This is a genomic window from Burkholderia sp. WSM2232 (genome assembly GCF_000472545.1).
In the GTDB taxonomy this organism is placed as follows: Bacteria; Pseudomonadota; Gammaproteobacteria; order Burkholderiales; family Burkholderiaceae; genus Paraburkholderia.
In genome coordinates this window covers 63,482-89,174 of the sequence record NZ_AWZV01000012.1, presented here as the reverse complement: position 1 = coordinate 89,174, position 25,693 = coordinate 63,482, and the positions used below count along the sequence as shown (strand labels likewise).

Genomic DNA, 25,693 nt, shown 5'->3' with positions numbered 1-25,693 from the left:
CGGGGTTTCTCGCATCCCACCCTGATTACCCGATGCGGGTCCGCTCCGGGTTGCCAGCGAGCCCCCGCCCGGTACAATCGTTCGAAACACAACGAAGCAGGGCATCATGGAAGAGGACGACATCGTCGCCATGTGGTCGGAGCGCGTGCGTTCCGCCAGCGCCGAGGGACGCGCGTTGCGCGTGCGCGGCGGCGGCACGAAAGACTGGTACGGTCAGACGCTGGAAGGCGAGATCCTCGACACGCGCGCCTATCGCGGCATCATCGCGTACGACCCGGCGGAACTGGTGATCACCGCACGCGCCGGCACTCCGCTTCTCGAAATCGAAGCCGCGCTCGCCGAACACAACCAGATGCTGGCCTTCGAGCCGCCGCACTTCGGGCCGCAGGCCACCTTCGGCGGCTGCGTGGCAGCGGGCATCGCCGGTCCGCGCCGTCCGGCGGCGGGCGCGGCGCGCGACTTCGTGCTGGGCGCGGTCATCATGAACGGCCAGGGGCAAACACTGCACTTCGGCGGCCAGGTGGTCAAGAACGTCGCCGGCTATGACGTCTCGCGTCTAATGGCGGGCTCGCTCGGCACGCTCGGGCTGATCCTGGAATTGTCGCTGAAAGTGCTGCCGCAGCCGCAGGCCGAGGCCACGCTCAAGTTCGACATGAATGGCACTGACGCCGTGCGCAAGCTCAACGAATGGGGCGGCCGGCCGTTGCCGATTACCGCGAGCGCCTGGCGTCACGGCACACTCGCCGTGCGTCTCGCAGGCGCAGAAAGTGCGGTGAAGTCGGCGCGTTCGTCGCTCGGCGGCGAAGTCGTCGACGCGGTCGAGGCGGAGCGCTTCTGGGCGGGTTTGCGCGAGCAGACCGACTCGTTCTTTGCCGCGATTCCGCCGAAAGCCGCGCTCTGGCGGCTCGCGTTGCCGTCCATCACAGAGCCGCTGCAACTGCCGGGCGCGCAACTGATGGAATGGGGCGGCGCCCAGCGCTGGTGGATCACGGACACCGACGCGCAAACGGTGCGCATCAGCGCGAAACAGGCCGGCGGCCACGCCACGATTTTTCGCACCGGCCTCGGCTACGACCGCGGCGCCGGCGTGTTCACACCGCTTCCCGCGCCGCTGATGAAGATCCATCGCGGCCTGAAAACCGCTTTCGATCCGGCCCGCATCTTCAATCGCGGACGTCTCTACCCCGACTTCTGAGCGCGCGATGCAAACCAATCTCGCGGACTTCATTCGCAACACCCCCGATGGCGACGAAGCCGACGCCATCTTGCGCAACTGCGTGCACTGCGGTTTCTGCACGGCCACCTGCCCGACCTATCAACTGCTCGGCGACGAGCTCGACGGTCCGCGCGGTCGCATCTATCTGATCAAGCAGATGGTGGAAGGCGCGCAGGTCACGCGCAGCACGCAGGTCCACCTCGACCGGTGCCTCACTTGCCGCAATTGCGAGAGCACCTGCCCGTCCGGCGTGCAGTACGGCAAGCTGGTGGAAATCGGCCGCAAGATCACCGAGCAAAAAGTGACGCGCCCGCTCGGCCAGCGCCTTACGCGCAGACTGCTCGCGAGCTTCGTGCCGAATAGCGCGCTCTTCACGCCGACCATGCGACTCGGCCAGCATTTCCGCGCGCTGCTGCCGAGAAAACTGCGCGACAAGGTGCCGGCCCGGCAGCGTCCGCTCGCGTGGCCGAGCGCCAAACACGACCGCAAGATGCTGATGCTCGCGGGCTGCGTGCAACCGTCGATGATGCCCAACGTCAACACCGCGACCGCGCGCGTGCTGGACGCGCTCGGCATTGAAACGGTGGTCGCGCCGGATGCCGGCTGCTGCGGCGCGATCCGTCTGCATCTTGGCTACAACGACGAAGCGCTCGACGACATGCGCGCCAACATCGACGCATGGTGGCCTCATGTCGAAACGGGCGTCGAGGCTATCGTGATGAACGCGTCGGGCTGCGGCGCAACCGTCAAGGAATATGCGCACCTGTTGCGGCACGATCCGGCGTATGCGGAGAAAGCGCGCCGCATCGTCGAATTGACACGCGACATTGCCGAGATCCTGCCGGACTTCGAGGAAGAACTCGCAGCGGTTACGCGCCGCCGCGCGATCCACACGGTAGCGTTTCATCCGCCATGCACGCTGCAGCACGGACAGCAGGTGCGCGGCAGGGTCGAGCATCTGTTGACGAAGCTCGGCGTGGAAGTCCGTCTGCCCACGGACAACCACCTGTGCTGCGGCTCTGCAGGCACGTACTCGCTGACGCAGCCGAAGCTCTCCTACGCGCTGCGCGACCAGAAGCTCGAACGGCTGCATGCGCAGGAGCCGCAGGTGATCGTCTCGGCGAACGTCGGCTGCATTTCGCACTTGCAAAGCGGTACGTCGACGCCGGTCGCGCACTGGATCGAACTGGTCGAGCACATGCTGTCCGTATAATCGGGGCATTGTCCTTATCGACCTCAGGTTCGCTCCAGTTCGCTCCATGCCCGATCTGATTCATAACCTCGAAGCGGTGCAGCAACGCATCGCAACGGCCGCCCACGTTGCCGGACGCGACGCGCGTTCCATCGCGCTGCTCGCGGTGTCCAAGACCTTTCCCGCCGAAGACGTGCGCGCCGCCCACGCGGCCGGCCAGCGCGCGTTCGGCGAAAACTACGTGCAGGAAGCGCTCACCAAGATCGAAACGCTCGGCGATTTGCGCACTTCCCTCGAATGGCATTTCATCGGTCCGTTGCAGTCGAACAAGACGCGGCCAGTGGCCGAGCATTTCGATTGGGTGCATTCGGTGGATCGGCTGAAGATCGCGCAGCGCCTTTCCGAGCAGCGTCCAGAGCACCTGCCGCCGCTGAACGTGTGCTTGCAGGTCAATATCAGCGGCGAGGCGTCGAAAAGCGGCGTCAGCGCCGAAGAGGCCGTGCAGGTGGCAAAAGAAATCGCCGCGCTGCCGAGGCTCAGGTTGCGCGGGCTCATGGCGATTCCCGAGCCCGCCGGCAACATCGACCAGCAACGGGTGCCGCATCGCCGCCTACGGGAGCTATTCGAACGTCTGCGAGGCGAAGGCTTGCCGCTCGATACCCTTTCGATGGGCATGTCGAGCGATCTCGAGGCGGCCGTGCTCGAAGGCGCGACGATCGTGCGGGTGGGCACTGCGATATTCGGCGCACGCGACTACTCGCATTAGCGGCTGCGCAAGTGCCCATGCAGCGCTCACGTCGTGCTCATGCAGGTTCATTCAGCGGCTGCGCAGTCCTGACCAGTCCAGCTTCACGATCTCAATCAAACCTTCGCGGAACATCATGAAAATTGCTTTTATCGGCGGCGGCAACATGGCTGCGGCGTTGATCGGCGGCCTTATCAAGCGCGGCGTCGCGCCCGCCGACCTGTATGCGATCGATCCGAATGAAGACGCGCGCAAGCGCAACGAAGAGCAGTTCGGTATCAAGACCGGCGCGGCCGCCGACGCGGCGCTCGCCGACTATGACGCCGTCGTGCTCGCGGTGAAACCGCAGATCCTGAAAAGCGTCGCCGGGGCGCTTGCGGCGCACCTGAAGGCGTCGCAACTGGTCATCAGCATCGTCGCCGGCATTCGCATGGACGACATGTCGCGCTGGCTGAACGGTCACGCGCGCGTCGTGCGCGTCATGCCGAATACGCCCGCGCTGATCGGCATGGGTGTCGCCGGATTGACCGCGACCGCAAGCGTCGACGAAGCGGGCCGCGCGCTCGCCTCGCAGGTACTCGGCGCGGTGGGCGAAACCGTATGGTTCGACGACGAAGCGAAAATCGACGCCGTCACCGCGATCTCGGGCAGCGGCCCGGCCTACGTGTTCTACTTCATCGAAGCATTGCAGGAGGCCGCGCGCCAACTCGGCATGGACGAAGCCCAGGGCCGCGCGCTCGCGGTTGCGACCTTCACCGGAGCCGCGCAACTGGCGGCAAACTCCGACGAACCGCCGAGCGTATTGCGTGAACGCGTGACCTCGAAGGGTGGCACGACCGCCGCGGCGCTAGCGTCGTTCGACGCGAGCGGCGTGAAGGACGCGATCGTGCGCGGCGCGCTCGCCGCCGATGCGCGCGCGAAAGAAATGGGCGAGGAGTTCGGCAGGCAGTAGACGGTTATCGACTGCTGTCTGCGAGTGGCCGTTTGCGGGAACGGAGTACACCGTCGGCGCGCGGCCTCTACTGGCCTAAGTCTGCAACAGCGGACCGCGCGCCCACGGCGGCAAGCGCCACCCGTGGCGCGCCTGGAACCTGAAACCTAAAACGAAGCCACCGCATAATGCGCGGCAATGCCGACGAACAAGGCGCCGCCCAGCCAGTTGTTGTGCAGGAACGCCTTGAAACACGGCATGCGCTCGCGGTTACGGATCAGCGTGTAGTGATAGACCGCGCAGCCTGCCGCAACCGCCCATCCAAGCCAGTACACCACGCCGTAACCGAGCAGCACGCCGATGCCGGCGTAGATGCCGAGCGTTACCGCATAGCACAGCATGATCGCGGCCACGTCGAAGCGGCCGAATGTGAGCGCCGAGGTCCGGATGCCGATTTTGAGGTCGTCGTCACGATCGACCATCGCATATTCGGTGTCGTACGCGACCGACCAGAACACGTTGGCAAGCAACATGACCCAGGCGAGCACGGGCACCTGATTCTGTACCGCCGCGAACGCCATCGGAATGCCAAAGCCAAACGCAATGCCCAGATACGCCTGCGGGATAGCAAAAAAGCGCTTGGTGAACGGATACGAACCCGCTACGAACAGCGCCGCCACCGAGAGTTCCTTCGTCAGCGTGTTAAGCGGCAGGATCAGAAGGAACGCCAGCAACGACAGTCCGGCCGCGAGCGCCACCGCTTCCCACGCCTTGATCTTGCCGGACGTGATCGGGCGATTTTCAGTGCGCTTCACGTAGCGGTCGAAATCGCGATCCGCGTAGTCGTTGATCGCGCAGCCCGCCGAGCGCATCAGCACGGTGCCTATAGTGAAGATAGCGAGCAGCGGCCAGGACGGATGACCGTCCGAGGCGATCCACAGCGCGTTGAGCGTCGGCCACAGCAGCAGCAGGCTGCCGATAGGCTTGTCCATGCGCACGAGGCGCAGATACAGGGGAAGTCGGGCGAACATGACGGACTCGGCGAACGCGGGTGGATTGCAATGACGGTGCCGCTATTTTACGGGATGCGGGCGGCAGCCTCCCTGGCCGTGAGGCGCAGCGACTACCAGCTTGTGCGTCGACGGGGCGCAGAGCTATCAAAGCTGTAGCCAGAAAAACAAAGCCTCCCGCAAAGGGAGGCTTTGTTCATTGCATCTGCCTGCGTCCGGCTCGTCCGGTTTTGCGAACCGGTCTGAGCGAGCATCCACTGGGAACGATCAAGCCAGCATCGAGCGCAACATCCACGCCGTCTTTTCATGCGTCTGCATGCGCTGCGTCAGCAGGTCGGCGGTGGGCTCGTCGTTGGCCGCTTCCGTCGACGGGAAAATCGCGCGCGCGGTGCGCACCACGGCTTCCTGACCTTCCACCAGCTGACGGATCATCTCTTCCGCGGAAGGCACGCCGTCCGCCTCGGGAATCGACGACAGCTTCGCGAAATCCTTGTAGCTGCCCGGTGCGTGCACGCCGAGCGCGCGAATCCGTTCAGCGATCGAGTCCACCGCCAGCGCCAGTTCGTTGTATTGCGTTTCGAACATCAGGTGCAGCGTATTGAACATCGGACCCGTCACGTTCCAGTGGAAGTTGTGGGTCTTCAGGTACAGCGTGTAGGTGTCCGCGAGCAGACGTGACAGACCTTCCGCGATCTTCTTGCGGTCCTTGTCGCTGATCCCGATATTGACGTGCTGTACAGCTTCTTTTTTGGCCATGATGACTCCTTCGAAGAGTGATACGAACCGGCAGTGAAGTAACGGAATGCCAGAAGCCCGCTAACGTCAGGTCCGGCAAAACGAGCGCTCGACAGTTTATCTTAGAAAGACGAAATGTTCGTGTGGCGTGACGCCACTGCGCCTCGCGCCTCTCGGCCTTGTGCGATGCGCACGCGAACACCGCCTGGCTTCGCGCTGCTCAGCCGCCGAACGTGTGTTACAGCGCGTGTTGCAGCGCTTGCACGGCGATCAGCGCAAGACCGCTCGTCACAATCGCAAGGCCCACGGCTCTGCGCAACTTCAGCGCATGCTGCTGTTGCGCGCGATGCCCGGCGGACGTTCTGCCGATAGTGGCTTTCATCATGTCTATCATCAGCGTGCTCCGGTTCGTATCGGTACTCGCGGGACGTCCACGCGCCCCGCTTCGCTTACTGCGTTACTTCTTGCCGCCTTCCGCAAGTTCGGCCATTGCCGCGATCACGCCTTCGGCATACGCCGGGTCGATGCGGCGGAAATGCTCGACTGCACGCGCAACGATCTCCTGCGGCACGCCGTTGATATGACGCGCGATGTTGCCGTACAGACGCTCGCGCTGCGCTGCGTCGAAGAGGGCAAACAGCATGCCCGGCTGCGTGTAGTAGTCGTCATCCGCGCGATGGTCGTAGCGATCGACCGCACCCGCTGCGAGCGGCGGCTCCGACGCGTTGGCGTCCTGCGCAAAGTCGCCGAAGCGGTTCGGCTCGTAGTTCACGTTGCCGCCGAGGTTGCCGTCTGTGCGCATCGCGCCGTCGCGATGGAACGAATGCGGGCTCGGCACGCGCGACGCGTTCACCGGAATCTGATGGTGATTGATGCCGAGGCGGTAGCGCTGCGTGTCGCCATACGAGAACAGACGGCCCTGCAACAGACGGTCCGGCGAAAAGCCGATGCCCGGCACCACGTTGGCCGGCGTGAACGCTGCCTGCTCGACGTCCGCGAAATAGTTGGCCGCATTCCGGTTCAATTCGATCGTGCCGACGTCGATCAACGGGTAGTCTTTCTGCGACCACACCTTCGTGATGTCGAACGGGTTGAAGCGATACGCGGCGGCTTCGGCTTCCGGCATGACCTGGATCGCAAAGCGCCACTTCGGGAAATTGCCGGCGTCGATGTTGCCCACCAGATCGCGCTGCGCGCTTTCGCGGTCTTGCGCGACCACTTGCGCTGCTTCCGCGTCGGTGAAATTCTCAATGCCCTGCAGCGACTTGAAGTGGAACTTCACCCAGAAACGCTCGTTGTTCGCGTTGATGAACGAGTACGTGTGCGAACCGAAGCCGTGCATCTGGCGGTAGCTCTTCGGAATGCCGCGATCGCTCATGAGGATCGTGACCTGATGCATCGATTCCGGATGACGCGTCCAGAAATCCCACGCGGCGATGTTGTTGCGCAGGTTGGTGTACGGGTCGCGCTTTTGCGTGTGGATGAAGTCGGGGAACTTCAGCGGATCGCGAATGAAGAACACCGGCGTGTTGTTGCCCACCACGTCCCAGTTACCTTCTTCGGTGTAGAACTTGATCGAGAAACCGCGCACATCGCGTTCCGCGTCGGCCGCGCCGCGCTCGCCCGCCACCGTCGAAAAACGCATGAACAGCGGCGTTTCCTTGCCGACCTCGGCAAACACTTTGGCCTTCGTGTAGCGCGAGATGTCGTGCGTCACCTTCAGCGTGCCGAAGGCGCCAGAGCCTTTGGCGTGAACACGGCGCTCGGGAATCACCTCGCGGTCGAAGTGCGCGAGCTTTTCGAGCAGCCACACGTCCTGCAGGACGACCGGGCCGCGCACGCCGGCGGTCATGGAATTCTGGTTGTCGGCGACGGGCGCGCCGGCGGCATTGGTGAGCTTACGTTCGGACATGCGGGACTCCTGGTTGATTTTCGTTAAAGCGGATTGTGGGAGAAGCGCGGCGAGGCAACGCGGAACGCTTGGGCGGGCAACTGCGCGAACGCACTGCCCGCGCGATTATGCGGACAAGGCGCGGTCCACCAGCAACGACAGCGCGACCGTGCGCACGCCCAGCATGGCCGCCGCAAGACCGGCCGGTGCAGCGGCCGGTCCAGCAGCGAAGGTGGCAGTTTGCGGCAAATTCGATTGCGTCATGTTGTACTCCGGTTACAAACGATCGGGCGATCCATGGAGACGACTATATCAAGACTATCGAATTCTCGTGTTTTATAAATTTTATCTATCTGATAGGCGCTCGTTGGCCCTTGGGGGCAACGCAAAGCGGCGAAGCGAGGCGGGCGGCGCGGCGGCTCGCGCGAGCGCCGCACGCGCTGCCGTCTGCCGTCTGCCGCCTGCCGTCAACCGCCAGCCGGTCAGTTCACCGCGACCGGAAGGTCCAGTTTTTTCACGCCGGGCAGATCGCAAGCGCTGATTGCGTCGCAGATCGCGTCGATGGCGGGCATGCGCGTGAAGCTCTTGCGCCACGCCAGTACGACGCGGCGGTCGGGCACCGGCTCGTCGAACGCGACATAGGAAAGCAGGCCCGAGTCGATGCCGCCCGCGTGCGGCTTCACCTCATGCACCGACATGCGCGGCAACACCGTGATGCCTACGCCGCTTGCCACCATATGGCGGATGGTTTCCAGCGACGATCCCTCGAACGTCTTCTGGATGCCGTCGGCGTTCTGCGAGAAACGCATCAATTCCGGGCACACGCCTAGCACGTGGTCGCGGAAGCAGTGACCGCTGCCGAGCAGCAGCATGGTTTCCTGCTTCAGGTCGTCGGCGTCGATCTTGGGGCGGTTTTCCCACGCGTGGCCCGACGGCAGAGCGACGACAAACGGCTCGTCGTAGAGCGGGCGCAGCATCAGCCCGGTTTCCGGAAACGGCAGCGCCATGATGGCGACGTCGATTTCGCCCTGCTTGAGCAGTTCGATCAGCTTGAGGGTGTAATTTTCCTGCAGCATCAAGGGCATTTGCGGCACGCGCTTGATCATCTGCTTGACTAGCGTGGGCAGCAGGTACGGCCCGATCGTATAGATCACGCCCAGCCGCAGCGGTCCGACGAGCGGGTCTTTGCCCTGCTTGGCGATTTCCTTGATGGCGAGCGTCTGCTCCAGCACCCGCTGCGCCTGCGTGACGATCTGCTCGCCGATGGGCGTGACGCTCACTTCGCTTGTGCCACGCTCGAAAATCTGCACGTTGAGCTCGTCCTCCAGCTTCTTGATGGCCACGGACAACGTCGGCTGGCTGACGAAACACGCTTCGGCGGCCCGGCCAAAGTGCCTCTCGCGGGCCACGGCAACGATGTACTTCAATTCGGTGAGCGTCATTGGGGGACCAATCAGGGCGATGGATTCGATAGGTTCTAGTTATACACCCATAGGGTCGGTTCGCCAACCCGGTTCGCCGGGTTTTGCCCTGTCGCTGCCTGCGAAATCGGCCAGCGCGAGCGCACAAGGCCGAGGCGTGCGGCTTTGCCGCACCCGCTCACGCCTTCAGGTAATGCTCGCGCGCGCCAAGCCAGCGCGTCAGATGCTGCGTGACCACGTGCGGGTACTGTTCGAGCAAGGCCGCGGCCGCTTCGCGCGCCGGCTCGATCAGCCATTGGTCGTTTTCCAGGTCGGCGAAGCGCAGCATCGCCGCGCCGGACTGCCGCGCGCCGAGAAACTCGCCGGGGCCGCGTATCTCGAGATCGCGGCGCGCAATCTCGAAACCGTCGGTGGTCTCGCGCATGGTTTGCAGCCGGGCGCGGGCCGTCATCGAAAGAGGACCGGTGTAGAGCAGCACGCACACCGAAGCCGCACTGCCGCGCCCTACCCGCCCGCGCAACTGGTGCAACTGCGCGAGTCCGAAGCGCTCGGCGTGCTCGATCACCATCAGCGACGCGTTCGGCACGTCGACGCCGACTTCGATCACCGTGGTCGCAACCAGCAATTGCACCTCGTTGCGTGTGAATGCGTCCATTACCGCGGCCTTCTCCGCGGGCGCAAGCCGCCCGTGCACCAGACCGACGTTCAGCTCGGGCAACGCGGCCACCAGCGTTTCGTAAGTTTCCACGGCGGTCTGCAATTGCAGCGTCTCGCTTTCCTCGATCAGCGGACAGACCCAGTAGACCTGGCGCCCCGTCAACGCGGCTTCGCGCACCCGGCCGATCACTTCCTCGCGGCGCGCGTCGGAGACGAGCTTGGTCAGGATCGGCGTGCGGCCGGGCGGCAATTCGTCGATGGTCGACACGTCGAGGTCGGCGTAATAGGTCATGGCGAGCGTGCGCGGAATCGGCGTGGCCGACATCATCAGTTGATGCGGCTGGAAATCGCGCGCGCCGTCCGCTGCGTTGCGGGCCTTGGCGCGCAGCGCAAGCCGCTGTTCGACGCCGAAGCGGTGCTGTTCGTCGACGATCACGAGCCCGAGCCGGGCAAACTCCACGGTGTCCTGAATGATCGCGTGCGTGCCGATCACGAGTTGCGCGGTGCCGAGGGCGGCCGCCTCGATGGCGGCGCGCTTTTCCTTCGCCTTGAGACTGCCGGCGAGCCACGCAACGCTCACGCCGAGCGGCTCGAGCCAGCCGCGCAGCTTGCGCGCGTGTTGCTCGGCGAGGATTTCGGTGGGCGCCATCAGCGCGGCCTGGTAGCCCGCGTCGATTGCCTGCGCGGCGGCCAGCGCCGCGACGATCGTCTTGCCGCTGCCGACGTCGCCTTGCAGCAGGCGCTGCATCGGGTGCGGCTGCGTCAGGTCGAGTGCGATTTCGCCGCCCACGCGCTCCTGCGCCTTCGTGAGCGAAAACGGCAGCGCTGCGAGCAGACGGGCGACCAGCGCCGATTCGTCGCCGAGCTTGCGGCGCGGCATGGCGGGGGCGGCGCGCGTGCGGCGCTCTTCGTGCGCACGCTTGAGCGACATCTGCTGCGCGAGCAGTTCCTCGAACTTGATGCGCACCCACGCCGGATGCGTGCCGTCGATCAACGCGGTCTCGTCGGATTGCGCGCCCGGATGATGCAGCGTGCGCACCGCGTCCATCAGCGAGGGCACGCCCAGCGGCTCCAGCCATTGACGCGCGACTGCTTCGGGCAACAGTTCGGGCAGCGACGTACGCGACAACGCGTTGTCGATAGCCTTGCGCAAATACGCCTGGGTCACGCCCGCGGTGCTCGGATAAACCGGCGTGAGCGCTTGCGGCAGCGGGGTGTCTTCGTCGACGACGCGCACCGCCGGGTGCACCATCTCCATGCCGAAAAAGCCGCCCCGGACGTCGCCGCGCACGCGCAGGCGCGCGCCGATCGCCATTTGCTTGACCTGCGAGCCGTAGAAGTTGAGAAAGCGCAGCACGAGCTCGTCGCCCGCATCGTCGCGCAGCTTGACGAGCAACTGGCGGCGCGGACGATAGGCGATCTCGTTGTCGAACACCACGCCTTCGGTTTGCGCAATGCCGCCGGGCAGCAGATGGCCGATCGGCGTGAGCGAGGTTTCGTCCTCGTAGCGCATCGGCAGATGCAGCACGAGGTCGATGTCGCGCGTAAGGCCGAGCTTGGCGAGTTTGTCGGCGGTTTTGACGGCGGTTTTGACGGCGGTTTTGACCGCGGTTTTGTCGGCGGGCTTCGTAGTGGTCTTGACCGTGGACTTAACCTTGGGCTCGACCGCGGGCTGCCCGGCAGACCCGCTGGCAACCTTGTCCCCCGACCTCCCCGACCTCGCCGCCGGCTGCGCCGATTCGCCGCCCTGCGCGACGCGGGCTGCCGGCTCGGCGCTCACTTCATCGGTAGCGGAAGGCAATCGGCGATCGGACAAAGGCATGGGCTGCTTCGCAAGTACAATATCGGCTGTCAAAAATATCGAAGGCTGCACGGCTGTGTGCCCGCCGCGCAAGCGCGCCGGCTCGCGGGCCGCCGCGGCGTCCCGCAATCATAGCCGCCCGGCCGAGGCTTCGGCTCAATTCCGTCTCCATTCGCTTCCAGTGGTTCGCATGCTTACGCTTTCCGATTTCGATTTCGACCTGCCGCCCGAGCTGATCGCGCAAGTCGCGCTGCCAGAGCGCAGCGCGAGCCGCCTCCTCCAGGTCGACAACGCGGCCGACGCCGACCGCGCCGCGCGTCTGACCGACCGCCGCTTCTCCGAGCTGCCCGAATGCATCAACGCCGGCGATCTGCTGGTCTTTAACGATACCAAAGTCCTGAAGGCGCGCTTTCTCGGCCAGAAGGCCAGTGGCGGCAAGATCGAAGTGCTGGTCGAGCGCCTGGTTGGCGAGCGCACGGCGCTCGCGCAGATTCGCGCGAGCAAGAGCCCGCAGCCGGGCACCACGATCCGTCTGGCAGACGCTTTCGACGTGACGGTCGGCGAGCGCGTCGAGCCGTTCTACACGCTGCACTTTCCCGCCGACTGTCTGACGCTGATCGAACAGTACGGGCGCTTGCCGCTGCCGCCATACATCGAGCACGATCCCGACTCTACCGACGAAACCCGCTATCAGACCGTGTACGCGCAAAACCCAGGCGCGGTGGCGGCGCCCACGGCGGGTCTGCATTTCGACGACGCGCTGTTCGAGCGGCTCGACGCGCGCGGCGTGCAACGCGCGACGCTGACGCTGCACGTTGGCGCCGGCACGTTCCAGCCGGTGCGCGTGGAGAACCTCGCCGAGCACAAGATGCACAGCGAGTGGTATCACCTGCCGCAATCGCTCGCCGATAAAATCGCCGCGACCCGGGCGCGCGGCAACCGGGTGATCGCGGTAGGCACCACGTCGATGCGCGCGCTCGAAGCCGCCGCGCGCGACGCCGAAGCGGCCGGCCGCCCGCTTGCCGCCGCGAGCACGGAAACCGACATTTTCATCACGCCGGGCTACCAGTTTCGCGTGGTCGACCGGCTCGTCACGAATTTCCATTTGCCGAAGTCGACGCTGCTGATGCTGGTGTCCGCATTCGCGGGCGTGGAGACGATACGCGCCGCGTATCGTCACGCAATCGAGCAGCGCTACCGCTTTTTCAGCTACGGCGACGCCATGCTGCTGACGCGGCGCGACGGCTGATCTGACACACCGCGTTCTGGTTCTGTGGTTCTTCGCAGCCGCCGCGAATGCTCGCGGCGGTGCTTTCTTATCGCGCCGGACTGTTTTCCGGTTGCTTTTGGAGTTATTTCAATGACCACAGGTCATCCCCTCCCCCAACCCGCCGACGGCCTCCAGTTCGAACTGCTCGGCACGGACGGCCTCGCGCGCCGCGGCCGCGTCACGCTCAATCACGGCGTGGTCGAGACGCCGATCTTCATGCCGGTCGGCACTTACGGCACCGTCAAAGCGGTGCAGCCGCGCGAGCTCGAGGAAATGCATGCGCAGATCATCCTCGGCAACACGTTTCACCTGTGGCTGCGTCCGGGGCTGGAAACCATCGCCGCGCACGGCGGCCTGCACGGCTTCATGGGTTGGAAAAAGCCGATCCTGACGGACTCCGGCGGCTTCCAGGTGTTTTCGCTCGGCGAGCTGCGCAAGATCACCGAAGACGGCGTGACGTTCGCCTCGCCCATCAACGGCGACAAGCTGTTTCTGTCCCCGGAAGTGTCGATGCAGATTCAGAAAGTGCTGAACTCGGACATCGTCATGCAGTTCGACGAATGCACGCCCTACGCGACCAATAATGTGCCGACCTCCCGTCAGGAAGCAGCCGACTCCATGCGTATGTCGATGCGCTGGGCGCAGCGCTCGATCGACGAATTTCGCCGGCTCGGCAATCCGAACGCGCTGTTTGGCATCGTTCAGGGCGGCATGTTCGAGGACCTGCGCGACGAGTCGCTCGCCGGCCTCGCAGAGAAAGATTTTCACGGCCTCGCGATCGGCGGGCTTTCGGTCGGCGAGCCGAAAGAAGACATGATGCGCGTGCTCAACCACATCGGTCCAAAGCTGCCGGCCAACAAGCCCCACTACCTGATGGGCGTGGGCACGCCGGAAGATCTGGTGGCGGGCGTCGCAGCCGGCGTGGACATGTTCGACTGCGTGATGCCCACGCGCAACGCGCGCAACGGCTGGCTCTTCACGCGCTTTGGCGACATCAAGATCCGCAATGCCACGCATAAGAATTCGCTGCGTCCGCTCGACGAACAATGCGGCTGCTACACATGCAGAAATTTCACTCGCGGATATCTGCATCATCTGCATCGTGTCGGGGAAATTCTTGGCGCGCAGCTGAATACGATTCACAACCTGCACTATTACCTGGAACTCATGCAGGAAATGCGCGATGCGATCGACGCGAAAATGTTCGAGCCGTTCCGCAAGCGCTTTCACGAGAACCGCGCACGCGGCATAGACGAGGCGCCGTGACGGCAAACGCTGTCGGATCATGCGAATCAATCCGTCAGCGGCTTGCGGAAAACCTTACAATCTACTTTCGCGGACGGCGAAAATCGGCTTTAAGCGGTTGATCGCAAAGCCGAATCGCCGCGCCGACGCGCACGATGCCGGTGGTAGAATGACCGGCTGATTTTTTTGATTGAATTGATCTATAACGGAGAGACCAACGTGTCGTTCATTTCCAATGCCTTCGCCCAAGGCACCGCAGCCGGTGGCGTCGAGTCGAATCTGATGAGCTTCCTGCCGCTGATCCTGATGTTCGGCGTGTTGTACTTCATCATGATTCGCCCGCAAATGAAGCGCCAGAAGGAACATCGCAGCATGCTCGCCGCAATGGCCAAGGGCGACGAAGTGGTGACGAATGGCGGCATCGTCGGCAAGGTGACCAAGGTGGGCGAGGCTTACGTCGGCGTCGAAATTTCGGAAGGCACGGAAATCACCGTGCAGAAAGCGTCGATCACGACGATTCTCCCGAAGGGCACGATCAAGTCGCTGTAAGGCCTGCTCTCGCGTCCGGCGCGGCCTCGCCGGCGATCCACGCAAAGCTGCTGCGGGTCGCCCGCGCTCATCGCCGGGCGCATCGCTTTCAAGCCAACCTCCCGTTGGACTACTCATGAATCGTTACCCCCTCTGGAAATATGCCGTGATGCTGGTGGCTCTCGTCATCGGCCTCGTCTACACGCTGCCCAACCTGTTCGGCGAAGCGCCGGCGGTGCAGGTGTCGAGCGGCAAGGCAACGGTCAAGCTCGACTCGACCACGCTGTCGGCGGTCGAAGCCACGCTTGCAGCCAATCAGATCAAGCCGGAAGACGTCACGTTCGACAACACGTCGGCCAACGCGAACATTCGCGTGCGGCTCGTCGACACCGACATGCAGCTGCGCGTGAAAGACCTGCTGCAGAAGTCGCTGAACAACGACCCGAGCGATCCGCAGTTCGTGGTCGCGCTCAACCTGCAAAGCGCGTCGCCGCGCTGGCTGACCGCCCTGCACGCGCTGCCCATGTACCTCGGTCTCGACTTGCGAGGCGGTGTGCACTTCCTGCTGCAGGTCGACATGGCGGGCGCGCTGAACAAGAAGCTCGACTCCGACGCGTCGGACGCCCGCACGCTGTTGCGCGACAACAATATCCGCGACGGCGGCGTGAACCGCGTCAACCAGACGGTGGTCATCAATTTCCCGGACCAGGCAACTGCCGACGCAGCGGCGAAGCAGTTGAGCCGCAGCATCGGCGAGCTGCAATGGGCGTCGCAGAACGGTCCGGACGGCTCCGTGCAGCTCGTCGGCACGTTCACGCCGACGGTGCAGAAGGCCGTGCAGGACGCCGCGCTCAAGCAGAACATCACCACGCTGCATAACCGCGTGAACGAACTCGGCGTGGCCGAGCCGGTCATCCAGCAGCAAGGCGCCGACCGCATCGTGGTCGAACTGCCCGGCGTGCAGGACACGGCGAAGGCGAAAGACATCATCGGCCGCACGGCGACCCTCGAAGCGCGCCTCGCCGACCCGGTCAACACGCGTCCGAACCCGTCCGACCCCGTGCCGCCGGGCGACGAGCTGTTCACGCAAGGCAACCAGACACCCGTGCTGCTGAGAAAGCAGATCATCTTCACCGGCGACCGGATTATCGACGCGTCGGCGGGCTTCGACGATCATCAGCGTCCGTCCGTCAACATTCGCCTCGACTCGGCAGGCGGGCGCGCGGTGCGCAGCGTGTCGCGCGACAACATCGGCAAGCCGATGGCCATGGTGCTGTTCGAAAAGGGCAAGGGCGAGGTGCTGACGGTCGCGACCATCCAGTCCGAACTCGGCGACCACTTCCAGATCACCGGCCAGCCGACGCCGCAAGCCGCCGCGGACCTCGCGCTGCTGTTGCGCGCCGGCTCGCTCGCGGCGCCAATGGACATTATCGAGGAACGCACCATCGGCCCGAGCCTCGGCGCCGACAACATCAAGAAGGGCTTCCACTCTGTCGTGTGGGGCTTTGCGGCCATCGCCGTCTTCATGGTCGCGTACTACATGCTGTTCGGCGTGATCTCGATGATCGGCCTCTCGGTGAACCTGCTGCTGCTGATCGCGGTGCTGTCGATGCTGCAGGCCACGCTCACCTTGCCGGGCATTGCCGCTATTGCGCTCGCGCTCGGTATGGCGATCGACGCGAACGTGCTGATCAACGAACGCGTGCGTGAAGAGCTGCGCAACGGCGCGCCGCCGCAACTGGCCATCCAGAACGGCTATGCGCATGCATGGGCGACGATTCTGGACTCGAACGTCACCACCCTGATTGCGGGTGTAGCGCTGCTCGCGTTCGGCTCCGGGCCGGTGCGCGGCTTTGCGATCGTGCACTGTATCGGCATTCTTACGTCGATGTTCTCCGCGGTGTTCTTCTCGCGCGGTATCGTCAACCTCTGGTACGGCGGCAAGAAGAAGCTCAAGACGCTGGCAATCGGCCAGGTGTGGCGTCCGGAGGCCGCGCCCGCGGGTTCCGCTGCCTACCTCGCCAACAACGACGACGCCACCGACACCGCAGCAGCCATGCGCGCCACAAGCGCGGCGGCAGGCAAGCAGAAAGCGCCGGCCGCGGCCGCCCAATCGCGCGCGGGCAAGCCGACCGTGCGTCGCCGCAACGCTCCCGGCACGCCGGGCACGACGCAAAAACCGGGTTCATCCCGCTGAGTCCCGGAGAACAAGACCATGGAATTTTTCCGCTTCCGCAAAGACATTCCGTTCATGCAGCGTGCGTTGATCTTCAACGCCATTTCGCTGCTGACGTTCCTCGCCGCCGTGTTCTTTCTGCTGCACCGCGGGCTGCATCTGTCGGTCGAGTTCACGGGCGGCACGGTGATCGAAGTCCAGTATCCCGGCGCCGCGCCGCTCGATCCAGTGCGCGGCACGTTGAACAGCCTCGGCTATGCCGACGCGCAGGTGCAGAACTTCGGCACCTCGCGCGACGTGCTGATCCGTCTGCCGCTCAAGCAGGGGCTGACCTCCGCGCAGCAGAGCGACCAGGTAATGAGCGCGCTCAAGACCGACACGCCGCAGGTGCAGTTGCAGCGCGTCGAGTTCGTCGGCCCGCAGGTCGGCAAGGAACTCGCCACCGACGGCCTGCTTGCGCTCGCCTGCGTGGTGGTCGGCATCGTGATCTATCTGTCGTTCCGCTTCGAATGGAAGTACGCGGTGGCGGGCGTGATCGCCAACTTGCACGACGTGGTGATCATTCTCGGCTTCTTCGCGTTCTTCCAGTGGGAGTTCTCGCTCTCGGTGCTGGCCGCCGTGCTGGCGGTGCTCGGCTATTCGGTGAACGAGTCGGTGGTTATTTTCGACCGGATTCGCGAGACGTTCCGCCGCGAGCGCAAGATGACGGTGATCGAAGTCATCAACCACGCGATCACCAGCACCATGTCGCGAACCATCATCACGCACGGCTGTACGCAAATGATGGTGCTCTCGATGTTCCTGTTCGGCGGCCCGACCCTGCACTACTTCGCTCTGGCGCTGACGGTCGGTATTCTCTTCGGCATCTACTCGTCGGTGTTCGTCGCCGCAGCGCTCGCGATGTGGTTCGGCGTGAAGCGCGAAGACCTGGTGAAGGACAAGAAAGAACGCGTCGATCCTAACGATCCGAATGCGGGCGCGCAGGTGTGAAGGTGCTTGCGGACGGCGCTTGACGTTGACTTTTGATAACGGCGCCTGAAAGCTGCAATCGAGTGTCCCAATGAAAAAGGCCGGTTCGTGATGAACCGGCCTTTTTTTGTCGCCTTTAGCGACCCTCCCCGCCTACCGGAACCCCAGCTTCCGCCTTGCCGCCACCAGCGCCGCCACACTGAGAAGCGCGGCGAAGATCAGGTAGTAACTCGGCGCCGCCTTGGAGCCGGTAAAGCTGATCAGCCACGCGATTATGAACGGCCCGAAGCCGCCGAACACGGTCACCGCGATGTTATACGCGAGCGACATGCCGGTGGTGCGCGTCTGCACCGGGAACATCTCCGAAAGCAGGCCCGGCAGCGCAGCGAAATAGCCGGTCATCAGAAAGCCGAGCACGACTTGCAGCGCGATCAGCGTGCCGAAGGTCGGATGCGCGACCAGATAGACGAACGCCGGATAAATCAGCACGAGCAGCAACAGTCCGGCGATCAGCATGATCGTGGTGCGGCCGTGCCGGTCGGACAGGTGCCCGACGAGCGGCGCGAACACCATCTGAATGAGCCCGGTCAGCGCGATCGCCGAAAAAGCGACCGAAGGCGCGAGCCCCAGTTGCTTCACGCCGAAGGTGGGCATGAACAGCACCAGGTAAGTGGACACCGTGCCCAGCACCACGGTGCCGATTGCGATCACGAGCCGCAGTTTCTGACTCGAAAACGTGTCGCGCAGCGGCGTGCTGGTAGTCTCCGCGGCGAGAAACTCAGGCGTTTCGTCGAGCTTGGTGCGAATGTACCAGGCAACCGGCCCAATCAGCAGCCCGAAGAAGAACGGCACGCGCCAGCCCCAGGAAGCCATCTGATCCGGCGACAGACTGCCGGTCAGCAGCACGCCGAAGCCCGCCGCCAAGAGCGTGGTGAGCCCCTGGCTCGCCACCTGCCAACTCGCGAAAAAGCCGCGCCGGCCCGGCACATGCTCCGCGAGGAAAGCCGTTGCGCTGCCGAATTCGCCGCCGGCCGAAAAGCCCTGCATCAGACGCGCAAGCACCAGAATGACAGGCGCCGCGAGGCCGATGCTCTGATAGGTCGGCAAGACCGCAATGATAAACGTGCCGCCCATCATCAGCAGAATGGACAGCGTGAGCGCCGCCTTGCGCCCCGCGCGGTCCGCATACGCGCCGATCACAACGGCGCCGAGCGGCCGCATGAAGAACGATACGCCGAACGTGCCGAGCGTCAGCAGGAGCGACACCGTGTCGTTGCCCGCTGGAAAAAAGAGCTTCGCGATCACCACCGCAAAAAAACCGTAGACGACCAGATCGAACCATTCGAGCGCGTTGCCGATGGATGCGGCAATCACCGCCCGCCACGAATTTTTCCGGCTTCCCGCAAGGCTTGCTGCTGTCGTTGCGTTCATGCAGATCTCCATTGCGCGCTGATCTTATAGGTGCGGGTCCAGGCCCGAGTTCTCCAGATTGGATGCGCGCACAACCAATTTGGGTGCAACGCTTTATGTACCTGAAAAATTAAACCGAAGCGAGCGCGAAATTTCGCAACTGCCTGCTTTAGGAGCGCCCGTAGGCGTTTACGGCTGAGGCCGTTGCGCTCTACCTTAGCGCGTCCAGTATTTCGCGTCGTTCTTTTTCCGCGATGCCATGAAAAAACCGCTTCGTCGCAAAGGCGAACGAAGCGGTCGGAAAAGCGATGAGGCAGGTCACGCGACCGGCGCCTCAGGTGCGCCCACGCCGCAGCGGCATCGGCACCATCAGGAAGCCGGGGTGCCCGTCGGCGCGCCAGGCTGCCGCGCAAGCGGCAACGCGAGCGCCTGCGCAGGCTGGCTGCCTGCGCGCACGGCAGGCATTTATTGCTTGATGCCCTCAGCCTGAATATGCAGCTTGGTCTCCATGCTGAAGCCGTACTTGCTGCCGAAATCCATGCCGTAATCCGCGCGGTTGAACTGTGCGCTGGCTTCCACGCCGCAGACTTCGCGCTTGAGCATGGGGTGCGGCATGCACTTGAACGACTCGATCTTCAGGTTCAGCGGCTTCGTCACGCCGTGCAGCGTCAGGCTGCCGACCACTTCAGCCGGCTTGTCGCCGTCGAACCGGATCGACGTGCCTTTGTACGTTGCGGTCGGAAACTTCGCGACGTCGAAGAATTCGGCCTCTTTCAGGTGATCGTCGAGCTTGGTGTTTCCGGTCGAGATCGAAGCGGCGTCGACATTGACCTCGACGGTGCCGGTTTTGGCCGCGCGGTCGAGCGTGACGGTGCCCGAGCTTTTGGTGAACTTGCCGCGCCACACCGACAGACCGCCGAAGTGGTCCGCCTCGAAGCTCGGATAGGTGTGAGTAGGGTCGAGCTGATAGGTGTCGGCGGCGAATGCGCCAAGCGAAACACACGAGGCCAATGCACCGGCGGCAATCAACATGGATGTCTTCAAGTCATGCTCCCAGTCAGGAAAGAACGGCTGCTTTTTATACGCGCAGTTCAACTACTTGCGCGCGGCTACGATATGAAACTTGATGACGACCTCGTCGGCCACCACGGAGGTATCTTTCCACTCGCCGGTGCCGATATCGAACTGCGAGCGTTTGATCGGCAAAGAGCCGTCGAACGTCTGCGTCGGGCCTTGCTGCGTCACGGTAACGGGCACCACCACCGTCTGCGATTTGCCCTTGATGGTAAGTTTGCCCGTCACCTTGTACTGGTTGCCGCCGGCCGGCGCAATCGCGCTCGAAACGAAACTCGCGCTGGGATAGGTCTTCGCGTCGAACCATTCCTTGCCGCGCACCTGCTCGTTGTAGGTTTCGTCGCCGAGATCGTAGCTCGACACGTCGATATTCAACTGCGCGCTGCCTTCGGCGGGCTTGGCCGGATCGAAATTGAGCTGCGCGGTGAACTTGCCGAACTTGCCTTCGACGGGCACGTTCATCTGCCTGGACGTAGCCGTCACGGAACTTTTGGCCGTGTCGACCTGGGCCCACGCGGCGCCGGCCGCGCTCAGCGAGGCAGCGGCGAATGCCGCCAGCATGTAGCGATAAAACGAGACCTTCATGATTGTCCTTATTTGAGGAAGGGAAGCATGCGCGACAGCAGGCCGTCGCGGTCCAGCCATTGATGCTTGAGCGCCGCCGCCACGTGCATTCCGACCAGCACCAGCAGCGTGTAATTCAGCGCGATATGGACGTTCTTGAGCAGTTCCTTCAGGTGCGGATCAGGCGCGATCAGCCGCGGCAGCGGAATCAGCCCGAGATAGACGACCGGCACGTTCGCGGCCGAGCTGTACAGATAGCCGGAAAGAGGGATGACGATCATCAACGCATACAGCAGCAGGTGCACGAAATGCGCGGCACCGCGCTGCCACGCGGGCATGCGGCGCGGCATTGCCGGCGCGCCGTGAGTGGCGCGCCACAGAATGCGCAGTACAGCCAGTGCGAACACGGTCACGCCGATCCATTTGTGCCAGGAAAAATAGCGCAGCTTGGTGGGCGTGAAGCCGGGGATGTCGGTCATCACCCAGCCGAGCGCAAAGCCGCAAACAATCAGCAATGCGATCAGCCAATGAAAGGCAATGGCGGTCCGCGTGTACGACTCCGAGCCACCGAATGAAGGATTATGTGCCATGACAGGTCAACGCTTGCTAAGAGAGGTTAACGGCGCGGCATGCCCCGCTATTCCCCGCCGACCTGAAGTCCATCGGCAGAGGGCCTGGCGTCGCAGGGTTGGCGACGCGCCAGGCCGCCATGCTACCCGAAGCGGAAAAAGCTGGCTGCGCCCGTCGGCAATTTACCGCAAGGCTGATTGCGTGCACCTGGCCGCGCGGCTGAACAATTGGGGACCGGAACGGTCATAAAGTGTGAACCGGCGAGCCTGAGCCCGCCGACGCGACGCTGGAACGCGTTTTGGTACTATTGCTGCACATTTTTTCACAAACCTGCAAGATCGACTCACCTCGCGACCGGCATTGCACGCTTTCCCACCTTTCGTTGGCCCGCTGCCGTATGGAACATGACAACCTGATCGCGTGCCATGAATGCGATACGCTGTTCCGCAAGCCGCGGCTTGTCGGGCGCAGGGTCGCCCGCTGTCCGCGCTGCGGGGCGACGCTCTACAGCGGCGTGTCGCGCAGGCTCGACGGCATCAGCGCAATGACGCTTGCCGCGCTGATCACGTTCGTGATCGCTCAGGGCTTTCCCATCGTCGAACTGGAAACCAATGGCATCACCTCGCAAACCACGCTGTTCGGCGCGCTCGTCGCGCTGTGGAACGAGAACATGCAGATTGTCGCTGTCATGGTGTTCTGCTCGACCATTCTGTTTCCGCTCACCGAACTCGTCGCGCTGCTCTACGTGCTGGTGCCGTTGCGCGCAGGCTATGTGCCGGCGGGCTTTAACCGCGTCTTGCGCGCGATCCAGTTCGTGCGGCCGTGGGGCATGATTGAAGTGTTCATGCTCGGCGTGCTGATCACCATCGTGAAGATGGTCAGTCTTGCGCGCGTGATCCCGGAGGCGGCACTATTTGCTTTCGGTGCGCTCACGCTGATGTTCGCGGTCGTCGTCACGTTCGATCCGCGCATTCTATGGGACCTTGCCGACGAACTCGGCGCGCGCAGCCGGCGCCCGCTGCCGCGCACTTCGGCCGACAGCGCGGCGGCCGCGCTTGGCTCGCTGAGCGGCCCGCCCGCTGCGCCGCTGCTGCAACCCGACGAAGGCACGGGCGGCACGGGCGGCCCGAGCGACGCGAACCCCGGCACAGCGCCCACGCCTCACCAGGGACGGCCCGCGCAATGAAGTACGTCACCGCGAAACGCGCCGGGCTTCTCGCCTGCCACGCGTGCGGGCGCGTCGAGCCGCGCATCCGCTCGGTCACGCCGCAGCATTGCGGACGGTGCGGCGCACGTCTGCACTCGCGCAATCCCGACAGCCTGATGCGCACGTGGGCGCTGCTGATCGCCGCGGCCTTGCTGTATATTCCGGCAAATTTGTTGCCGGTCATGCACACCTCGTCGCTGGTCGGTTCGGAGGACGACACCATCATGAGCGGCGTCGTGTACTTCTGGACATCCGGCGACTGGCCGCTCGCGGTGATCGTGTTCATCGCCAGCATCATGGTGCCGATGCTCAAGCTCACTGTGCTCGCGCTGCTCACCATCACCGTGCAGCGCCACTCGCGCTGGCGGCCGCAGCAGCGCACCACGCTGTACCGGATGGTCGAGCGCATCGGCCGCTGGTCGATGCTCGACGTGTTCGTCGTCACGCTGACAGTCGCGCTGGTGCGCTTCAAGTCGCTTGCCGTGATCACGGCCGGCCCCGGCGCGATTGCGTTCGGCTCGGTGGTGATCCTGACGATGATGGCATCCATGCAATTCGATCCACGACTCATCTGGGACGACGTGGACGGCAGTACTCAAAAACCTCAGGATCTCGAACATGACTAGCCCGCAAGGACCGACGCCCGCCTCCGATGCGCCGCGCAACGATTCGAACGGACCGAAGCTGCCGCCCCAACTGCCCGACCCTGACATCGAACCCCGCAGCCGCTGGCTGCCGTCGCTCGTCTGGCTGATTCCGCTGATCGCCGCGCTGATCGGCATTGCGCTCGTCATCAAGTCGGTAACGGAGAAAGGCCCGACCATCACGATCAGTTTCATCAGCGCCGAAGGGCTCGAGCCCGGCAAGACCAAGGTCAAGTACAAGGACGTCGACGTGGGCGCGGTGAAGTCAATCAGGCTGTCCAAAGACCTGTCGCATGTGCTCGTTCAAGTGCAACTGACCAAGGAAGGCGAAGACTTCGCGGTCAAGGATTCGCGCTTCTGGGTCGTGCGCCCGCGCGTGGGCGCGAGCGGCGTGTCCGGCCTCACCACGCTGCTCTCGGGCGCGTATATCGGCGCGGACGCCGGCCATTCGCCGGACAGCGAGAAGAACTTTGTCGGGCTCGAAACACCGCCTCCGGTGACCGGCGACCAGAAGGGCCACCAGTTCATCCTGCACGGCGATTCGCTCGGCTCCATCGACATCGGCTCGCCGATTTTTTACCGGCGCGTGCAGGTCGGCCAGGTGGTGGGTTTCTCACTCGACAAGGACGGCACCGGCGTGACCATGCAGGTATTCGTGTCCGCGCCGTTCGATCAGTACGTCGGCACGAATTCGCGCTGGTGGCACGCAAGCGGCGTGGATTTGCGGCTCGATTCGAGCGGCTTCAAGCTGAACACGCAATCGCTCGCGACGGTGATAGTCGGCGGTCTGTCGTTCCAGTCGCCGCCGGGCCAGGGCGTGGGCGCGCAGGCGCCGAACAACATGACCTTCCGGCTCGGTTCCGACGAAGCCGACGCGATGCGTGAACCGGACGGCGTGCCGCTGCGCGTCGTGATGAACTTCAACCAGTCGCTGCGCGGGCTGTCGGTCGGCGCGCCGGTCGATTTCCGGGGCATCGTGCTCGGTCAGGTGACGAACATCGGCATCGACTACGATCCGAAAACGCGCAGCTTCACCATGCCGGTGACCATGAATCTTTACCCGGACCGCCTCGGCAAGCGCTTCCGCGAAACCGCGCCCGCGCCGGGCAGCCTTGCCGGTCAGAACATGCTGCAACAACTGGTCAAGCATGGTTTGCGCGGCCAGTTGCGTACCGGCAATCTGATCACGAGCCAGTTGTACGTGGCGCTCGACATCTTCCCGAAGGCGCCGCCCGCGACCGTCGACGTTGCAAGCGATCCGCTGGAACTGCCGACAATCCCGAACACGCTCGACGAGTTGCAGCTGCAGGTCGCCGACATCGCGAAAAAGCTCGACAAGGTGCCTTTCGACCAGATCGGCAACAACCTGAACAGCGCGTTGAAGAATGCCGATCAGCTGTTCAAGCGGCTCGACTCCGAAGTCGTGCCGCAGGCCCGCGACACGCTCGCGGCCGCGAAGCAGACCTTCGGCTCCGCGGAGGCGACCTTGCAGCAGGACTCGCCGTTGCAGTCGGACGTGCATCAGGCGTTGCAGGAATTGACGCGCACCTTGCAGTCACTGAATGCGCTGTCGGATTATCTGGAACGCCATCCGGAATCGTTGTTGCGCGGTAAAGCTGGAGACAAACCATGATGTTCGATCGACTCCCCCGCCTGCCGCGTGGATCCGTGCGCGGCACCGTTCTTGCCGGCGCGCTCGCCACGGCGTTTGCGCTTGCAGCGTGTTCGTCGCCGAATAGCCGGTTCTATACCTTGGGCGACGTGAGCGCGGGCGCACCGGCTGCCGCGCCGAGCGTGCGGACTGCGGCCGCGCCGGCGTGGCTGATCGCGGTCGCGCCGATCGATGTGCCGCCGCAGGTCGCGAAGAACCAGTTGGTCGTGCAGACAGGACCGACGCAGGTGAAGGTGCTCGAGGAGGAGCGTTGGGCGTCGCTGCCGGGCGACGAGTTGCGCCGTGCCCTGTCAACCAGTCTCACGCAGCAGTTGAATACGATCGACGTGTACGGCGCCGCTTATTCCGATACGACGCCCGTGTATCGGGTGAGCATGAATGTGCAGCGGTTCGAATCGTGGCCCGGATCGCACGCGTTGATCGACGCGGTGTGGAGCGTGCGGGCTGTGCGCAGCACGGCTGTGATGACATGCAGGAGCGTGGTGAGCGAGCCTGTCGGCAGTGGCTATGACTCGCTTGTCGATGGGCATCGGCGGGCGTTGCAGCGAATTTCCGCGCAGGTGGCGGGGGCCGTGCAGGCGATGGCGGCGGCTGCGGTGGCGTCTTCGGCGACATCTGGGTCCAACCCGGCTTCAGCTCCTGCTACCGCTGCCTCCGCTTCGGCGGCCAACAAGCGGGTTGTTCGTGCAGGCGTGCCGGCTTGTCCGTCTGAAGTCGCAGCGGGATCAGTGGCTGTAAGGTAGCGCGTACGGCGGCGGCGGTTTC

General features: G+C 64.1%; 24 protein-coding genes. 13 read left to right on the top strand and 11 right to left on the bottom strand.

The window, feature by feature from the left end:
• Positions 1 to 106: 106 nt before the first annotated feature.
• From glcE to proC, 4 genes are all read left to right on the top strand, one after another.
• The gene (gene glcE, locus F757_RS0112740) at positions 107 to 1,195 is read left to right on the top strand and encodes a glycolate oxidase subunit GlcE (RefSeq protein ID WP_027211721.1); all 1,089 of its coding nucleotides are present in this window, start codon (positions 107 to 109) and stop codon (positions 1,193 to 1,195) included.
• A gap of 7 nt (positions 1,196 to 1,202) precedes the next feature.
• Positions 1,203 to 2,429, top strand: a complete 1,227-nt coding sequence (glcF, locus tag F757_RS0112735; RefSeq protein ID WP_027211720.1) for a glycolate oxidase subunit GlcF — start codon at positions 1,203 to 1,205, stop codon at positions 2,427 to 2,429.
• Positions 2,430 to 2,475: 46 nt separating this feature from the next.
• Positions 2,476 to 3,174 (top strand): YggS family pyridoxal phosphate-dependent enzyme, encoded by a 699-nt coding sequence (locus F757_RS0112730; RefSeq protein ID WP_027211719.1) that lies wholly within the window; start codon positions 2,476 to 2,478, stop codon positions 3,172 to 3,174.
• 115 nt (positions 3,175 to 3,289) lie between these two features.
• Positions 3,290 to 4,105: a pyrroline-5-carboxylate reductase gene (gene proC / locus F757_RS0112725; RefSeq protein WP_027211718.1), complete on the top strand. Its 816-nt coding sequence runs from the start codon at positions 3,290 to 3,292 to the stop codon at positions 4,103 to 4,105.
• Between the two features lie 146 nt (positions 4,106 to 4,251).
• Here the strand turns inward: proC and ubiA are convergent, their stop codons facing one another.
• From ubiA to recG, 7 genes are all read right to left on the bottom strand, one after another.
• Positions 4,252 to 5,115, bottom strand: a complete 864-nt coding sequence (gene ubiA / locus F757_RS0112720) for a 4-hydroxybenzoate octaprenyltransferase (protein ID WP_027211717.1) — start codon at positions 5,113 to 5,115, stop codon at positions 4,252 to 4,254.
• Positions 5,116 to 5,361: 246 nt separating this feature from the next.
• Positions 5,362 to 5,850, bottom strand: coding sequence for a Dps family protein (locus F757_RS0112715; RefSeq protein ID WP_013338077.1), 489 nt, complete (start codon positions 5,848 to 5,850; stop codon positions 5,362 to 5,364).
• Between the two features lie 217 nt (positions 5,851 to 6,067).
• Positions 6,068 to 6,214, bottom strand: a complete 147-nt coding sequence (locus tag F757_RS36160) for a hypothetical protein (protein ID WP_198021391.1) — start codon at positions 6,212 to 6,214, stop codon at positions 6,068 to 6,070.
• A gap of 72 nt (positions 6,215 to 6,286) precedes the next feature.
• Positions 6,287 to 7,741, bottom strand: a complete 1,455-nt coding sequence (locus F757_RS0112705) for a catalase (protein ID WP_027211716.1) — start codon at positions 7,739 to 7,741, stop codon at positions 6,287 to 6,289.
• Positions 7,742 to 7,846: 105 nt separating this feature from the next.
• A complete protein-coding gene (locus tag F757_RS36155) occupies positions 7,847 to 7,984 on the bottom strand; it encodes a hypothetical protein (RefSeq protein WP_198021389.1) in 138 nt (45 codons plus the stop codon).
• A 218-nt stretch (positions 7,985 to 8,202) separates the two neighbouring features.
• On the bottom strand, positions 8,203 to 9,162 hold the full coding sequence (locus F757_RS0112695; RefSeq protein ID WP_027211715.1) for a LysR substrate-binding domain-containing protein: 960 nt from the start codon (positions 9,160 to 9,162) through the stop codon (positions 8,203 to 8,205).
• Positions 9,163 to 9,319: 157 nt separating this feature from the next.
• Complete coding sequence (gene recG / locus F757_RS0112690) at positions 9,320 to 11,620, bottom strand: ATP-dependent DNA helicase RecG (RefSeq protein WP_027211714.1); 2,301 nt, start codon at positions 11,618 to 11,620, stop codon at positions 9,320 to 9,322.
• 169 nt (positions 11,621 to 11,789) lie between these two features.
• On the opposite strand from recG, the gene queA reads away from it, so the two are divergent.
• The 5 genes from queA to secF all read left to right on the top strand — a co-directional run bounded on the left by queA (position 11,790) and on the right by secF (position 17,808).
• Positions 11,790 to 12,848, top strand: a complete 1,059-nt coding sequence (gene queA, locus F757_RS0112685) for a tRNA preQ1(34) S-adenosylmethionine ribosyltransferase-isomerase QueA (RefSeq protein WP_027211713.1) — start codon at positions 11,790 to 11,792, stop codon at positions 12,846 to 12,848.
• Positions 12,849 to 12,959: 111 nt separating this feature from the next.
• The gene (gene tgt / locus F757_RS0112680; protein WP_027211712.1) at positions 12,960 to 14,135 is read left to right on the top strand and encodes a tRNA guanosine(34) transglycosylase Tgt; all 1,176 of its coding nucleotides are present in this window, start codon (positions 12,960 to 12,962) and stop codon (positions 14,133 to 14,135) included.
• A gap of 198 nt (positions 14,136 to 14,333) precedes the next feature.
• Entirely contained in the window at positions 14,334 to 14,663 is a 330-nt protein-coding gene (yajC, locus tag F757_RS0112675; protein ID WP_027211711.1) for a preprotein translocase subunit YajC, read from the top strand.
• A gap of 115 nt (positions 14,664 to 14,778) precedes the next feature.
• Positions 14,779 to 16,839, top strand: a complete 2,061-nt coding sequence (gene secD, locus F757_RS0112670; protein WP_027211710.1) for a protein translocase subunit SecD — start codon at positions 14,779 to 14,781, stop codon at positions 16,837 to 16,839.
• An 18-nt stretch (positions 16,840 to 16,857) separates the two neighbouring features.
• A complete protein-coding gene (gene secF, locus F757_RS0112665; RefSeq protein WP_027211709.1) occupies positions 16,858 to 17,808 on the top strand; it encodes a protein translocase subunit SecF in 951 nt (316 codons plus the stop codon).
• Between the two features lie 132 nt (positions 17,809 to 17,940).
• Here the strand turns inward: secF and F757_RS0112660 are convergent, their stop codons facing one another.
• The 4 genes from F757_RS0112660 to F757_RS0112640 form a co-directional block, all read right to left on the bottom strand.
• The gene (locus F757_RS0112660) at positions 17,941 to 19,218 is read right to left on the bottom strand and encodes an MFS transporter (protein ID WP_027211708.1); all 1,278 of its coding nucleotides are present in this window, start codon (positions 19,216 to 19,218) and stop codon (positions 17,941 to 17,943) included.
• Positions 19,219 to 19,662: 444 nt separating this feature from the next.
• A complete protein-coding gene (locus F757_RS0112650) occupies positions 19,663 to 20,229 on the bottom strand; it encodes a YceI family protein (protein ID WP_027211707.1) in 567 nt (188 codons plus the stop codon).
• A gap of 63 nt (positions 20,230 to 20,292) precedes the next feature.
• Positions 20,293 to 20,856 (bottom strand): YceI family protein, encoded by a 564-nt coding sequence (locus tag F757_RS0112645; RefSeq protein WP_027211706.1) that lies wholly within the window; start codon positions 20,854 to 20,856, stop codon positions 20,293 to 20,295.
• 8 nt (positions 20,857 to 20,864) lie between these two features.
• Positions 20,865 to 21,425: a cytochrome b gene (locus F757_RS0112640; RefSeq protein ID WP_027211705.1), complete on the bottom strand. Its 561-nt coding sequence runs from the start codon at positions 21,423 to 21,425 to the stop codon at positions 20,865 to 20,867.
• 377 nt (positions 21,426 to 21,802) lie between these two features.
• Between F757_RS0112640 and F757_RS0112635 the strand changes: the two genes are divergently transcribed.
• Genes F757_RS0112635 through F757_RS0112620 form a run of 4 tightly spaced genes read left to right on the top strand, consistent with a single transcriptional unit; the run spans position 21,803 to position 25,671 of the window.
• Complete coding sequence (locus F757_RS0112635) at positions 21,803 to 22,591, top strand: paraquat-inducible protein A (protein WP_027211704.1); 789 nt, start codon at positions 21,803 to 21,805, stop codon at positions 22,589 to 22,591.
• Positions 22,588 to 23,238 (top strand): paraquat-inducible protein A, encoded by a 651-nt coding sequence (locus F757_RS0112630; RefSeq protein WP_013338058.1) that lies wholly within the window; start codon positions 22,588 to 22,590, stop codon positions 23,236 to 23,238. The genes F757_RS0112635 and F757_RS0112630 overlap by 4 nt, the downstream gene beginning before the upstream one ends.
• Entirely contained in the window at positions 23,231 to 24,889 is a 1,659-nt protein-coding gene (locus tag F757_RS0112625; RefSeq protein ID WP_027211703.1) for a PqiB family protein, read from the top strand. The genes F757_RS0112630 and F757_RS0112625 overlap by 8 nt, the downstream gene beginning before the upstream one ends.
• Positions 24,886 to 25,671 (top strand): PqiC family protein, encoded by a 786-nt coding sequence (locus F757_RS0112620; protein ID WP_027211702.1) that lies wholly within the window; start codon positions 24,886 to 24,888, stop codon positions 25,669 to 25,671. The genes F757_RS0112625 and F757_RS0112620 overlap by 4 nt, the downstream gene beginning before the upstream one ends.
• The last annotated feature ends 22 nt before the right edge of the window (positions 25,672 to 25,693 follow it).

What these genes read in the sequence shown, in the direction of transcription:
- F757_RS0112695 (WP_027211715.1), bottom strand. Translation starts at nt 9,162, where the DNA reads ATGACGCTCACCGAATTGAAGTACATCGTTGCCGTGGCCCGCGAGAGG.
- F757_RS36155 (WP_198021389.1), bottom strand. Translation starts at nt 7,984, where the DNA reads ATGACGCAATCGAATTTGCCGCAAACTGCCACCTTCGCTGCTGGACCG.
- secF (WP_027211709.1), top strand. Translation starts at nt 16,858, where the DNA reads ATGGAATTTTTCCGCTTCCGCAAAGACATTCCGTTCATGCAGCGTGCG.
- secD (WP_027211710.1), top strand. Translation starts at nt 14,779, where the DNA reads ATGAATCGTTACCCCCTCTGGAAATATGCCGTGATGCTGGTGGCTCTC.
- F757_RS0112645 (WP_027211706.1), bottom strand. Translation starts at nt 20,856, where the DNA reads ATGAAGGTCTCGTTTTATCGCTACATGCTGGCGGCATTCGCCGCTGCC.
- F757_RS0112625 (WP_027211703.1), top strand. Translation starts at nt 23,231, where the DNA reads ATGACTAGCCCGCAAGGACCGACGCCCGCCTCCGATGCGCCGCGCAAC.
- ubiA (WP_027211717.1), bottom strand. Translation starts at nt 5,115, where the DNA reads ATGTTCGCCCGACTTCCCCTGTATCTGCGCCTCGTGCGCATGGACAAG.
- F757_RS0112620 (WP_027211702.1), top strand. Translation starts at nt 24,886, where the DNA reads ATGATGTTCGATCGACTCCCCCGCCTGCCGCGTGGATCCGTGCGCGGC.
- recG (WP_027211714.1), bottom strand. Translation starts at nt 11,620, where the DNA reads ATGCCTTTGTCCGATCGCCGATTGCCTTCCGCTACCGATGAAGTGAGC.
- F757_RS0112730 (WP_027211719.1), top strand. Translation starts at nt 2,476, where the DNA reads ATGCCCGATCTGATTCATAACCTCGAAGCGGTGCAGCAACGCATCGCA.
- F757_RS0112650 (WP_027211707.1), bottom strand. Translation starts at nt 20,229, where the DNA reads ATGTTGATTGCCGCCGGTGCATTGGCCTCGTGTGTTTCGCTTGGCGCA.
- F757_RS0112705 (WP_027211716.1), bottom strand. Translation starts at nt 7,741, where the DNA reads ATGTCCGAACGTAAGCTCACCAATGCCGCCGGCGCGCCCGTCGCCGAC.
- glcF (WP_027211720.1), top strand. Translation starts at nt 1,203, where the DNA reads ATGCAAACCAATCTCGCGGACTTCATTCGCAACACCCCCGATGGCGAC.
- F757_RS0112660 (WP_027211708.1), bottom strand. Translation starts at nt 19,218, where the DNA reads ATGAACGCAACGACAGCAGCAAGCCTTGCGGGAAGCCGGAAAAATTCG.
- proC (WP_027211718.1), top strand. Translation starts at nt 3,290, where the DNA reads ATGAAAATTGCTTTTATCGGCGGCGGCAACATGGCTGCGGCGTTGATC.
- tgt (WP_027211712.1), top strand. Translation starts at nt 12,960, where the DNA reads ATGACCACAGGTCATCCCCTCCCCCAACCCGCCGACGGCCTCCAGTTC.
- queA (WP_027211713.1), top strand. Translation starts at nt 11,790, where the DNA reads ATGCTTACGCTTTCCGATTTCGATTTCGACCTGCCGCCCGAGCTGATC.
- F757_RS0112635 (WP_027211704.1), top strand. Translation starts at nt 21,803, where the DNA reads ATGGAACATGACAACCTGATCGCGTGCCATGAATGCGATACGCTGTTC.
- F757_RS0112630 (WP_013338058.1), top strand. Translation starts at nt 22,588, where the DNA reads ATGAAGTACGTCACCGCGAAACGCGCCGGGCTTCTCGCCTGCCACGCG.
- F757_RS0112640 (WP_027211705.1), bottom strand. Translation starts at nt 21,425, where the DNA reads ATGGCACATAATCCTTCATTCGGTGGCTCGGAGTCGTACACGCGGACC.
- F757_RS0112715 (WP_013338077.1), bottom strand. Translation starts at nt 5,850, where the DNA reads ATGGCCAAAAAAGAAGCTGTACAGCACGTCAATATCGGGATCAGCGAC.
- glcE (WP_027211721.1), top strand. Translation starts at nt 107, where the DNA reads ATGGAAGAGGACGACATCGTCGCCATGTGGTCGGAGCGCGTGCGTTCC.
- F757_RS36160 (WP_198021391.1), bottom strand. Translation starts at nt 6,214, where the DNA reads ATGATGAAAGCCACTATCGGCAGAACGTCCGCCGGGCATCGCGCGCAA.